Source organism: Paenibacillus sp. FSL H7-0714, from assembly GCF_038003765.1.
Classification (GTDB): Bacteria; Bacillota; Bacilli; order Paenibacillales; family Paenibacillaceae; genus Paenibacillus_AQ.
Genome location: NZ_JBBOPT010000001.1, coordinates 2,255,030 through 2,268,197, shown reverse-complemented (window position 1 = coordinate 2,268,197; position 13,168 = coordinate 2,255,030). Strand labels below are relative to the sequence as shown.

The following is a 13,168-nucleotide window of genomic DNA, read 5'->3' as shown; positions in this document are numbered from 1 at the left end:
CGCTGCTGCGCGTGACCGCTCTTCAACCCATGTCCTTCAAGGCTCCATTCCAAGCCTCAGCGCGATTTTTCAAAAAAACTTGCCCCTACTTATGGTACGGTTCACCGTGCTGTCTGTAACGGCAAGTTTTAGGGCCATTACTCTGGCAACCAGCGCAACTGACTTAGAGACGTATAAGCGAAAGAACTATTGAAAACTTTGGTCAACCCTATAGTTTTTTGACTACTTTCTATTGTTTGTACAGTAGTCTTAAAATCCACGTATTTGCTAGAATGTAACTAATGAATTTTTGAAACCGCTTTCATTTGGCGTGATGGGCAAGATGTATGTGCAATGGTTTAGTGCCTTCAGTTGCTCTCGCGAGTTCAAATCTTGTTTTGTCCTCCATTATGGGTGAAGTGGCAGAGTGGTTGATTGCAGAGGGGAATCCCTTGTGGTACGGCAGTATCACCGAGAGTTCGAATCTCTCCTTTACCCAACTTAATAAGGTAAGGTGACAGAGTGGTCTAGAGTACTTGCTTGGAACGCATCTGTGGCTGTGAAGAGCCGCTTGAGGATTCGAACCTCTCGCCCTTCACCATAGCTTACTAGTTTGGTTCAGAGACCGAATGATTTGCTTATGTACAGATATTCTAAGGTTTATTGCACTCGAAGCCCACTAGATAATATCTCATAAAGGGGTTGATACAAACACTCAGAAGGCGGTACTAGGTAAGATGTTGGGATATGAATACGTCCCACGAAGTCTAGTCATTTGCTTTGATTAGCGTATAGGATGAAGAATTAAATAGTGTCTCTCAACTCCTAATAGGAGTAAATAGCAGCACGAAATCTTCAAAAAATACACAAAGTAGGAGATAATCAGATGAAAAAACCTCTTATTAAGAAAGCGTTGAGCTGTGTTCTTGTTGGCTCCACTCTTTCTACTGTTTTGATTACAGGGCAACCAGTACAAGCTGCCTTGGGGTATTGGCCTGAACCATTGCCGATATCAAATGAGTACTATTTGCATAATGAAACATTGCAGCCTTATGGGGCAGCATTCCAAATCGACGAATTGAAAAATTGGACTCCTGATAATGACCCCGATGCCCGATATAATCGGAGTGCTGTTCCTCTGGCAAAAAGGTGGATGGGACCATCCGTCAATCCTAATGCATCACGCGATGCAAGAATAATCCCTCTTAGTGGTACAAGTGCACGTGCAAGCCAATCACCGTCACAGGGTGGCGATGGCGCTTACACATATGCAATGACAAATTTCCAATACGTTGATATCAACAATTATTGGGGAGGCTCGTCAGCTGAGGGGCCAATTGCTATACCGACACCAGAGCATATAGACTCTGCACATAGAAACGGTGTAAAGGCAACTGGAACTATTTTCATCCCTTGGGGTGACAGTGCATATGGTGGTAAGTTTATTGATCAGTTGGTGGAACAGGACGCTAAAGGTAATTTTGTTGCTGCCGATAAATTAGTTGAAATTGCTCAGTATTATGGATTTGATGGTTTTACCATTAATCAAGAATCAAGTTCAAGTCCAGAGAGCATGGCAAAACTTAAAGAGATGCTCGCATATATTCAGGAGAAGAAGCCAGATAACTTTACTATGGCTTGGTATAACGGGAAAGGTCAATTAGGTGAATCTGACGTTAAAAATTGGATGCAAGATGGGGATACACGCTTAAATAACGACTGGTGGCTTGACATGAGCTGGAGAAATATTAATGCTTCAATTAAGTCAGTCGTAGACGCTGGTAGAAGCCCTTTTGATATCCATGCGACATGGGAGAACTTCCCTTATACCGACAAAGGTGCTGATGTTACTAATCTAATTGGTCCCGATGGGAAATTAAAAACATCTCTCGGTATTCTAGGGCCTAACGCAACACTCATTAGCTCTAAGAGTATCGATGATTTTATGAACCATGAAGAACTACGTTTGTGGACAGGTCCAGCATTCGATCCTAGAGATAAAACACGTACTCTCGGTGTTTTTCCTGGATTTTCAAATCTTGTTGCAGACCAAACACCAATTATAGGAAATGAATTTGCAACAAATTTCACAGTTGGTAACGGTAAGAAATTCTATGAAGACGGTATTGTTACTGGTAAGGAAAAGGGTTGGTATAACCGTTCACTAACGGATATAACACCAACTTGGCGTTGGATTGTTGATAGTAAAGGTTCTAAGCTAGCTCCTAATTTTGATTATGAAGATGCTTGGTGGGGAGGATCATCGTTAAAGTTATCAGGTAATCTAGACGCAAATCAAGCAAATCACATAAAGCTATACAGCTCACAGTTAGAGATCACTGATAATAGTAAGATAAGCATCACATATAAAACACCTGCTTCAGATGTCGATGTGTATGTTGGTTTATGCTTTGGCGATACTTATGACGATAGTAATTTCGAATTCTACCCTGTTCCAGCTGGTACAGAGAAGAATGGTTGGACAACCTCTACTATCGACCTATCAAAACACGATAAAAAAGCAATTGCGATATCATTGAAAATAAATGCAAATGAGGATGTTAAGGACTATTCTATAAATATCGGAAGACTTGCATTTACAACAAATGAAGCTGCTCCTGCAGCAACATCTGCAATTACACTTGATGATTCAATATATGTAAATGATACAACAGCAGAAGCAAGAATATATTGGGATAAATCTGCCAATGCGTCACTATACACCATCCATCGCGTATACGCTGATGGGACAAAAGAATTCATTGGCGCAACACCAAGTGATGCTTTTTATTTAGGTAGATTTGTAAGAGACAATGAAGAAGCACAGACTACTTTCGAAATTACATCATACAGCGCTAATGGAACAGTTGGCGGGGTAAAAACATTCAATTTCAACTGGCCAGCTGTTACGGGTGGTTTCGAAGTAGCGCAAGTAGAAGGTACTAATATTGCGTTGAACGTCCCGGTCGTTGATGATGGCTCTTTTGACCCTGGGGGCAAGGTTGACAAAATTAACGATGGTGTTATTCCAAACAGTAAATGGGCTTCAGGTAAAACAATTGCATCTGCTTACTTCGACTTGGGCAAAGATATGGATATTAGCCGTTGGGTTGTTAAGCATGCTAACGTTGCCGGTGCAGGTGAGGGCGTAGATTTTAATACCGACACGTTTGATTTACAGTATGCGAAAGATGATAGACAACCTATTTTAGATCCTAATGACCCTACTAGTAAGCAGAGAGTTATAAAATTAAATTACACAAAAGTCGATGAGGTAATCGGAAACCGTCAAGACGTTACCGACCGTGTACTTGATACTCCTATTACAGCACGTTATATTAGGCTTCACGTTACAAAAAGTGATAACTGTCCTTGGCATGCAATTCGTATCTATGAATTTGAATTGTATGAGAATCCTTATGTCCCTCATTCCACAGCCTTGCTAGACCGCAATGTAACAGTGAAAAATAATGTTGGAGCAACTGATTCTGTAGTTTTAGACAATGTTGCAATGCCTATCGGATCAGGGGGAACGGTTGCAGATGATACAGGTATCGTGAAAATCTATGACAGCCTGAAGTCTGACCAACCAATTGCAGAGGTAAAAGCTACACAACCAAACAATAAATACAAGCAGCTTAATCGTGGAGTGGCTTCTTTTGAGAATTTAACATTAATTCCTGAAGGCGGCAGATTGTATTACACAACTAATGTAAATGGAGTGGTGAGCTTACGTTCTAGTATTGAATATGCGCCTGAAGTTGGAACGGAAATTAAGCTACCAACATCAATTAAGCTGGAGCATTCTTTAATGGGTAACCAAACACGTAGTAAGTACGGTGTGTTTACCTTAGAAGGATTAGATGTTGGGACTTCTATGAAGATTTATGAAACTGCTGATTCACAATCACCTATTTTACATTCACAGCAAGTAGAAGAAGGCCAAGATTTCATTAGGCAGGCAAGAGTTCCGTTGTCCAAAGATGGTGGCACGCTGTATTATGAACTGAAACAATATGGGAAACCTAACTCAGGACGACTAGAATATACTTATGATCCTACTAATGAGCTTTATGTTGACCAAGCTTCTTTGAAGGATTTAGTCAATCGTTATAGTAATTTGCATGAAGCCAATTATGTTCCCGCTACATGGGGGCCATTCTCAATAGCTTTAAACGCTATTAAAGCAGCACTATCAACAGCAGTTACAGCGAGTGACGCAGAAGGATATAGAGCTGCATTAGAAGAATCGGCCTTAGCACTTCGTAGTATTGGAAATATTCAAAGACTTAAAGAAGTCTGTAACGAATATGAAAAAACATACACTGAAGATCAATATACAGCTGATAGCTTTAAACTCTTTAGTGATGTTTTAGAAAAAACTAAAGGTATTATCAGTGGAGTAGAATCTTCTACAATAGCTGTAACAAAGACTGAACTTGAAAAGTTAAGGTTTGATCTTGATAATGTGGTAAGTCGTTTGGTAGAGGGTGGAGACCACGTAGTTGATTCTGTAACCATAACCCCTAACGATGTGGATGGAAAGATCGGAACTACACTAACATTTAAAGCTAAAGTCGCAGGTAATGCTGGTGATACCGTTATTTGGGATGTGTACGGTAACTCAAGTCAATATACTACCATCAGTGACGGGGTACTCCGTGTTGCTGCTGACGAAGAAATTGGTGGTGTACTGACAGTTAAAGCAACTTCAACGTTTGATACAACAAAATCAGGAATAGCACAAGTGTTAGTAGTAAATGAACTACTTCCAAAAGTAATCAGTGTTACAATCCCTGACCAAGTTGACTTCGTTGAGGCTGGTAAGATTCAGCAATTCACTGCTAATGTGGCAGTAAAAAATGACGCATCAACATCCGTTACATGGGCTGTTTATGGTGCTGAAAATGTCGATACTAAAATTTTCAACGGATTGCTGATGGTTAACGAAAATGAAACAGCAGATCAGCTTACAATTAGAGCAACATCTGAAGTTGATTCGACGAAGTTTGCTGATAAAACGATTAGAGTAGTAAAAGATACAGATGAACCTTACACGATTACAGTTGGTGTTATGACTAATGGTTCAGTAACATCAGATCTATCGACAGCAAAACCAAGTCAAACTGTAAAATTGACAGTAACACCTGATGCTGGATATCAACTAAAAACAGGTTCTCTGAAAGTAAATGGCAATGTGATACTCGAAGATACATTTACAATGCCAGCTCAAGATGTAATAATTACTGCTGAATTTGAGAAGATTCCTGGAATAGAGCTTGTAAGCATTCAAGCACCGACAGCGATAACCGGATTGCCTAACGGAACTCTAAAGACAATCGCTGATCTTAAGCTACCTGCTACCGTTGTATTAGTAACTAATAACGGAAAAATGAATGCAGTTGTAGCTTGGGATGTGAATTCTGCTGATTACGATCCTTCAGTCAAGACAGAACAAACGTTTACAGTAAATGGCGAAGTAATATTGCCTTCTGACTTGGTAAATACCAATAGTATTTCATTGAAAGTAAGTATCGGAGTTACCGTATTAAAGAAACAAGTGGTTTCACCTCCAGTTGTCCAACCTCCATCAGGTGGTGGTGAAGTTACAACAAAGCCCGTTCCCGTTTATGAGACAACTGTTTCTCAAGGCAAGGTAACAACTGTAACTTCTGTGAAAACTACAGATGAAAATGGAATAGCAGTTACTACAGTACCTGGCAAACTGATTGATGATGCTATCACAACAGCTGTATCAAAAGCTGCTGATCAAGGTGTAAATACTGAAGTAGCAATTAAACTGGATGTGGACGCTCCATCAAATGCTAAAGCAGTCAAAGTTACATTATCAAATGAATCCTTGATGAAATTCACATCTAATACGGCGGTTACCTTAACAATATCTACGCCAATCGGAACAATGACATTTGGTCGAAATGCGATATCAAGCATCTCCGATCAAGCAACAGGAACTGTTACCATTACTGCTACGAAGATGGAACCATCAACATTAGATGCTGATTATCAGCACAAAGTTGGAGATAGACCCGTTGTGAATTTCGATATTACTAGCGGTGACAAGACGATATCGGAGTTTAGTGGAAACATAACAGTAACAATACCTTATGCACTTAAGTCCGATGAGAAGCCAATTGCAGTTGTAGCTTACCATATCAATACTGCTGGCCAACTTAATGTGGTGAAAAATGGTGTGTATGATGTGACAACCCAAACACTAACATTCAGTGTACCTCATTTCTCGCAATATGCTGTAGGGTACAACAATATTGAATTTACCGATGTTGCAGCCAACGCTTGGTACAATGATGCCGTAAGCTATTTAGCAGCAAGAGACATAACCAATGGATTAGGTAATGGGAACTTTGGTCCTGAAACAAAAGTTTCCCGCGCACAATCTCTGGTAATGATAATGAAAGCTTTTGGTATCAATCCAGATCAAAACTCTGAAAACAACTTCGGTGACGCTGGAAACACGTACTATACTGGGTATCTAGCAGCGGCAAAGCGGTTGGGTATAACAGATGGTGCGGGCAATAACATGTTTGCACCTGAAAAAGAAGTTACACGACAGGAAATGTTTGTATTGACATATAATACGCTTAAGAGCATTAATGCATTGCCGACCGGAACTACTCCAAATGAACTGAAAGACTTTAAAGATAGTGATACAGTATCTGCTTATGCAACTGCTGCCATGACATACTTTGTGAATAATGGAGTTATATCTGGATTAAACGGTAACCTCTTACCAGTAGATAAAGCAACCAGAGCGGAATTTGCTCAGACACTCTACAATATTATGACAAAGTAAATTGCAATGACTAACAGAATAGACTAATACAAGCTATGACAAGCACACCTAATCTTAATTGTGAAGGTGTGCTTGTTTTCGTTTGCTAGTACTTGACGCTAACGTATATACGGGGTCTCTCTCTAAAACCTTATGTAATCTCTTAATTACTAGCTTTTTCATAAATTTCGACATTACTTGTGATAGGGTTCTCCGCGCTAGCTGAAACTGCAAGTTTTAGGGCCATCCCTTGCGGAATGGCCCTTTGCTAGATAGCAGCACGTTACGCCAAGTGCATAAAAATAGTCTCCATTGCCCCCCAAGGTGCCTCTTTCTCATCTACCTTCTTGAAACCATATTTTTCGTACAAATTAACATGATCACTGACAAGGTATACTTTATCGAATTCAAGTTCCTTAGCGTATGCCAAGGCAGATAAAATCAACTTTTCACTTAATCGATCGCCTCTGTACTGCTCTCCCACAAACACAAACCCGATATAAGGTGTATAGGAAACATCAGGTATGCAGTCTGTTTTTGCTAAAGTGCAATAGCCAGCAATACGATCACCATCTAATGCTGCAAAAACTCTTTCCCAGTCTGAAAAATGGAATTCTTTCATTTGTTTAGCTAAAGTAGTTCCTGCTTTCCATGAACAATTCAGCGCATACTCAGCAACGACTTGCCATAACTTATCGCTAGAATTAAGCGATTCTATTTGCATAAATACTCCCTTTCTTATAGGCAACTAGTCGCTAAATTACCTTTTTTCTTTTATTTTACTAGTCGCTCTCCGTTATCCAAACAAGCGTTCCGTTCTTATTCATAACTGTACAGTATAACACTTGATATGAACTAACATGGTAAAATATGATTATATTTAAACACAACTTCCTGTAAGCCTAAAACTGATTCAAGCAAACTTTAATACATATAGGGAGCCAGATGACTCATCCTTCTGTGAACCAAAAAAGCTCTCAACAGCCTGTTGTTTCCGACTTGCCTAATACGTAGCCAATCCCAAACCCATACCCTGCAAAGCGCCCTACCAAGCCTACTTCCAGATTTCCCGATAAAACTTGCAGTCACTTATGGTACGGTTCACCCTGATTTATCTTCACCGCGGTACATCTGTTCCAAGCTCTAAGTGAATGAACCATAACATAATTCACATCAGTTGTATGGTTGTTATTAAGCAGATTGCGGGGACCATTTATACAGCACGTTCTCTCATACACTTTCGTCCTGCATAATAACCATAAATAAATATCATTACAAAGACGAGGATGCCTCTGAACCATGCGTCAGTAAAAACCATCAATGATGGCATCCCAAGTGCAAATATTAACAATAAAATCCAGTTTATATAGGAGCGTTGGAATCGTCTTTTAAGAAAATCTTCAGAAATAATATTATATAGAACCATAAGGTAGGACAATGAAGCGAAAATCAAGGAAATCAAGAAAATTTGTTCCGTTACTGTCGCGGCGCTATCAATTAAAGCGATGAGCAGTATAAGTAATAACAAAAATACAAAATTAAAGTAGGTATAAATAAAAGGAATTCCAAAAGGTGCAATCTTCGTTTTTATGTAGTATTCAACACTTGCGGCTATATTTTTATCACTCTTGAATGTTACTGGATCAACTTGTTTAAATTTCAAACTATAGATTTCCTTTTCTATATCTTTATGTAATTCAAGCAACATCTCCCTTTTTAAAGACTCATTAGTTGTCTCTTTAAACTTAATGAATAATTTTAGTAAATCATAAGGAAGGAGCGAAGAGGCTTTAGATATCTTTTCAGCTACTGTAAAAAGGTCACTTTTTTCATTGAGGTATTTATATATTTCAAATTCAATGTCAGAGTAGATATCAAGAGCCTTATCTACCCGTTATTGATTAGATTTACTGTTTTCACGAAAGTTGCTTCTTAGCTCCTTATACATCCAAAAAACTAATACTGTACTATAATTGATATTGCAGCGGGTGTTGAATCAGGAAATAAGGTTCTTAAAAACTCGATAAAATAACTCATTAAATCACTCCTTTTATTTACAATCACGCTTGATATATCATTTAGTTCCGTTGATACCATACCGACTAAAAGAGCGTATTTTAATATTCCACTATTTTATTGAAAGGTATCGACTAACAAAAAAAGCCTTCTTTCGAAGGCGGTGTAATTAAATTCTTTCTGCTATTAGGATTAAACGCTATTTCAAATTGCTACACTACGCGGAAGCGGAACTGCCCCACTTCACATCAAACAGATGATGTAGCGTAGGATATAACGGTGTATCAGCTTGACGGTCTTCCTGCAAGAGTAAGTAAAGGTCCAGCTTCGTATTATCTTCACCATTAAGTGTGCGGCTGTTCATCATGCGAAGCAATAACTGATGCACGCTGTTCATTGTTGCTGGATGTTCCGGATCCGTCCAGTTGCGATTGGTTTGAAAGAAAACATCCTCGTATCTGTGTAGGATAATCCAGCACAACTCGGTCTGTTGGTCCGAATCTAATGATTCTGGGAATAACAAAGCTCGAAAAAGGGATGCATCATCCATGTTGTGGCCGGCCATAGACAACCAGGATTGAATTTCTTGGAAAGTAATCTCGAAATTGACCATGAGGTAAGTATCACTGAACTGCAGATTAACCAATTGTGTATTCATTAATAGGTCCCCTTTATATAGTCTACGTTCATCACATAAAATTCTCGTTCATTGGGTGCATAAATGGTTACTCTAATTGCTTCTGGGATGTCTTTTATCTCAATGATTGGAGCTTGCGCTTCAGATGAGAGTACCACACGATCGTAATTTTCAAAATTAATTATTGGGTTTCCGGTTGTGGGATCGTTTATGGTTTCATAAACGGTATAATACTTACCGTCCATACGTTTTTCTTGATGGGTTTTAACTGCCGGCCCACCATAATATTGACTAATCCCAAAGGTCACAGTAATTAAACTACCAGCCCCACCGTCCCCACTGCCTCCTCCAACAAACCCGATATCAGTAAAGGGTTGGCCGTTGCGGGGTCAATCCCTTGATTCATATCTAGCGAAGCTAAGTTTTGTTTTCGGATAATCGATTTCAGTTTGTTGGCATACTGACTATCCGTCGCATAACCAGCTCTTTGGAGTTCGTTAGCAAACTCATAAGGATTTTCTTTGGATAATGCGAAACGATAACGGCTGTTTTTAAGTAGGAAATCCGAATGGTCAGCAAAAGATCCTGCTACGCTAGAGTAGCTCCGGAATTTTGAAGTCGTGGGCACACGTACGCCATCCACTTCTTCATGTGTTCTTGCCAAGCAATAATCACCTTTATATGATTTATTCGCTTTAATACCAAACAAATTATAATTGCATACTGCGTTTTTTCCTATGGATTCGTGGGAATGAAATTTAGGGAAATCCTCCCCAATTTCATCGATATTACGGTCCTGATTTCAACAATTAGGGAATTTCTCCCTTTAAATTCACCTAATTAGCTCATAACAGCCGATTTCAGGCGATTTATAGGGAGGTTTTCCCTATCAACATTAAAAATATTAAAATTAGTTGGATACCCAAGTAACTAACAGGAAATAGATAAATAAGCTCTATCTGAGGAATATCAAATTCAACGAAACCAGGATTTGCAGATTTTTTCCCTTGATATTCTTTTAAGTAAAATAGAATTCTCATGCTAGGTAAAGTACTGATAACTAATCATGCAATATTTTACCTTAGCTTCCTCGTCTTTAAAGCCCTCATGCAAGAAATATATGTAAGAAATATTGGTGCTGAATACATTAAGAACATCTGGTTTACTATTTCTTCATCCCAATCTTCAGTTTTCAGCTTCAAAAAATAGATAGTTATAAAATGCAAAAATACAACAATTAGAACTTGCAGAATCGCTTTAATCCTAATGTTCTTAAATTCACTTTTCACTATACCACCTCTTTATTTAGTAACAGTTCTGAATACCGATAGATTAATCCTCTATTTTCAATCTGTAAAAAACAAATAAAAAAGGAGCCGCGTAAAGAACACGACTCCCTCTTAATTAAACCGCATCAATAGCGGCACTTATGAATGGTGATTAGCGATAAACTGCTGTTCACGTACTTATTTCTTCGCAATATGCACTTTAAGCTGCTTGCCCTTCACCGTCGTCTCTCTCATCGCTTGCAGTACCATTGCACCTTTACCGTTCAAAATATCCACGTAGGTCACATTGTCCTGAATCGAGATAATACCGATATCTTCTGCAGATATACCCTCAAGCTTTGCGATTGTGCCGACAAAGTCCACGGCTCTTAGCTTCTTTTTCTTGCCGCCGTTGAAGTACAGCTTCATGATCTCTTTGTTCAAGCTTTCGCTTTTGTCCTTCTTGCGGACAGGCTGCTTGTTAATTTTCTGCTCGAACGCTTCCTTCGCGTAAGTAACAGCATCGTCCGAAGGAGCTTTCATAGGTGGGATACTGAAGCCAATATAACCTTCGATCTCCTTGACCCACTTTTGCTCATTTGGAGTGACAAAAGTGATCGCTTTGCCTGTCTTACCTGCACGAGCGGTTCTGCCTGTACGGTGCACGTAGCTTTCTTTTTCCAGCGGAATATCGTAATTAATCACGTGAGTGATGTTCTCGATATCAATGCCTCTTGCCGCTACATCGGTAGCGATTAGATAACGGAACTGCCCTCTTTTAAAAGCATTCATGACCTCAAAGCGCTCGTCCTGCTCCATTCCCCCGTGGATCTTATCACAGGGATATTCCAAATCAGCCAGCCCTCTAAATACCGCATTCACCTGTTCTTGTGTACGGCAAAAGATAATACAGCTATCCGGATTCTCCACCGTAATAATATCGCTCAGTAGCGAGAACTTGGCAGCTTGTCTCACTTCGATCAACGCATGTTCAATTGTAGCGGTTGTAATTCCACTTGCTTGTATCTCAATTTCCGTTGGATCGCTCATATATTTCCGGCACAAATTCTTAATCACTTCCGGTAATGTAGCGGAGAAAACACAAGTCACTCGTTCTTTTGGCAGCTGCTTAATGATCTTTTCGATCTGCTCAATGAACCCCATGCTCAGCATTTCGTCTGCTTCATCGATAATCAAATACTTGATCCGATTTAGCGGAAGCGTACCTCTTTCAATATGGTCGAACACACGTCCAGGCGTACCTACGACAACATGTGTTTTTTGAGTAAGTTCAATTTTTTGTGGAGCAAAAGGCTGCTTACCGAAAAGAGCCACGGCCTTAACCCGTTTAAATCGTCCAATGTTGGTGATATCCTCTTTCACTTGCATGGCAAGCTCCCGAGTAGGCGTAAGAATCAAAGCCTGCGGCTTATTCTCCACCCAATCCACCAAATCACAGACGGGGATTCCGTAAGCTGCCGTCTTTCCGCTACCCGTTTGCGATTTAACGATCAGATCCTTTTGCTGAAGAGCTACAGGGATCACTTTGCTTTGAACTTCTGTTGGCGTCTCATATTTCAGGACATCCAGCGCTTTAATAATGTCTTCGTTTAACTCATAATCTCTAAATTGCAATTCACTCATCGTTCAACCTCTTCTATGCCGATTGTTCTGGTTAAAGCGGAAACTCCGCGATCCTTCATCTTATGCATACTTATCATTATAACAGCTATTGGCTCCCTTGATTCCATTCCTTATAGAACTGGTCCAGATAATTAAGCATAAAATCATGCCGTTCTTCTGCTAACTTGCGTCCATAGGTTGTATTCATCAGGAATTTTAATTTTAATAACTTCTCATAAAAATGATTGATAGCCGTTCCTTTGCTGTAATCCCTGTACTCCTTTTGAAGCGATTCATCTCTTGGAGACACTTCTGGATCATAAGCTGGACGACCTTTCGCCCCTGAGAAAATAAAGGTTCTGGCAATGCCAATCGCACCAAGCGCATCAAGTCGATCGGCATCTTGAACCACTTGGCCTTCAAGCGTCTGCATCGGTTCTCCCCCGCCACCACTAAAGGACATCGTCTCAATAATCATCATAATATGATTAATTTGTTGCTCATCTGTAAGGTTTGAAGAAAGCCAGGTACGTACTTTAAGCAAACCTTCTTCTTTAGACGGATTAAGCTTCTCGTCAGCAACATCATGCAGCAAGGCGGCCATCGTGCAAACAAATACATCTGCGCTCTCGATCTTGGCAATTTCAGCGGCGGTGTTGCGCACTCTATCGCAATGCCACCAGTCATGACCCGTAGTATCTTGTCCAAGTTGTTCTTTAACAAAATCTTCGGTTCGAACTATAATTAAAGATTCATTCATCGTAGAAAAACTCCCTTTCCTTAAGGAATATCGAAGCCCTATTATAGCTGATAACTTGTCCATTCGCCCACAAG

8 protein-coding genes and 1 tRNA gene are annotated in these 13,168 nt (G+C 39.8%); 2 read left to right on the top strand and 7 right to left on the bottom strand.

The genetic code is table 11. The annotated features are described in order from the left end of the window. The first annotated feature begins 391 nt into the window (after positions 1-391). Both NST34_RS09750 and NST34_RS09745 read left to right on the top strand, forming a co-directional pair. Positions 392-478 (top strand) — tRNA-OTHER (locus tag NST34_RS09750). A 387-nt stretch (positions 479-865) separates the two neighbouring features. Beyond that, on the top strand, positions 866-6,811 hold the full coding sequence (locus NST34_RS09745) for an endo-beta-N-acetylglucosaminidase (protein ID WP_341127657.1): 5,946 nt from the start codon (positions 866-868) through the stop codon (positions 6,809-6,811). Positions 6,812-7,073: 262 nt separating this feature from the next. On the opposite strand, the gene NST34_RS09740 is transcribed toward NST34_RS09745, so the two are convergent. From NST34_RS09740 to NST34_RS09710, 7 genes are all read right to left on the bottom strand, one after another. Then, a complete protein-coding gene (locus NST34_RS09740) occupies positions 7,074-7,514 on the bottom strand; it encodes a GNAT family N-acetyltransferase (protein WP_076298564.1) in 441 nt (146 codons plus the stop codon). Positions 7,515-8,003: 489 nt separating this feature from the next. After that, complete coding sequence (locus NST34_RS09735; protein WP_341127656.1) at positions 8,004-8,498, bottom strand: hypothetical protein; 495 nt, start codon at positions 8,496-8,498, stop codon at positions 8,004-8,006. Positions 8,499-9,023: 525 nt separating this feature from the next. Next, positions 9,024-9,464 carry a hypothetical protein gene (locus NST34_RS09730; protein WP_341127655.1) on the bottom strand — a complete coding sequence of 147 codons (441 nt, stop codon included), beginning with the start codon at positions 9,462-9,464 and terminating at the stop codon, positions 9,024-9,026. Then, positions 9,464-9,751, bottom strand: a complete 288-nt coding sequence (locus NST34_RS09725; RefSeq protein WP_076298566.1) for a hypothetical protein — start codon at positions 9,749-9,751, stop codon at positions 9,464-9,466. The genes NST34_RS09730 and NST34_RS09725 overlap by 1 nt, the downstream gene beginning before the upstream one ends. 5 nt (positions 9,752-9,756) lie before the next feature. Next, entirely contained in the window at positions 9,757-10,182 is a 426-nt protein-coding gene (locus NST34_RS09720; RefSeq protein WP_256721575.1) for a glycoside hydrolase family 73 protein, read from the bottom strand. Between the two features lie 727 nt (positions 10,183-10,909). Then, entirely contained in the window at positions 10,910-12,355 is a 1,446-nt protein-coding gene (locus NST34_RS09715; RefSeq protein ID WP_341127654.1) for a DEAD/DEAH box helicase, read from the bottom strand. A gap of 85 nt (positions 12,356-12,440) precedes the next feature. Beyond that, positions 12,441-13,094: an HD domain-containing protein gene (locus NST34_RS09710; protein ID WP_341127653.1), complete on the bottom strand. Its 654-nt coding sequence runs from the start codon at positions 13,092-13,094 to the stop codon at positions 12,441-12,443. Positions 13,095-13,168: the final 74 nt, after the last annotated feature.

Excerpts from the sequence above, each read along its gene's own strand:
- NST34_RS09740 (WP_076298564.1), bottom strand. The coding sequence starts at position 7,514 with ATGCAAATAGAATCGCTTAATTCTAGCGATAAGTTATGGCAAGTCGTT.
- NST34_RS09730 (WP_341127655.1), bottom strand. The coding sequence starts at position 9,464 with ATGAATACACAATTGGTTAATCTGCAGTTCAGTGATACTTACCTCATG.
- NST34_RS09715 (WP_341127654.1), bottom strand. The coding sequence starts at position 12,355 with ATGAGTGAATTGCAATTTAGAGATTATGAGTTAAACGAAGACATTATT.
- NST34_RS09735 (WP_341127656.1), bottom strand. The coding sequence starts at position 8,498 with ATGTTGCTTGAATTACATAAAGATATAGAAAAGGAAATCTATAGTTTG.
- NST34_RS09710 (WP_341127653.1), bottom strand. The coding sequence starts at position 13,094 with ATGAATGAATCTTTAATTATAGTTCGAACCGAAGATTTTGTTAAAGAA.
- NST34_RS09745 (WP_341127657.1), top strand. The coding sequence starts at position 866 with ATGAAAAAACCTCTTATTAAGAAAGCGTTGAGCTGTGTTCTTGTTGGC.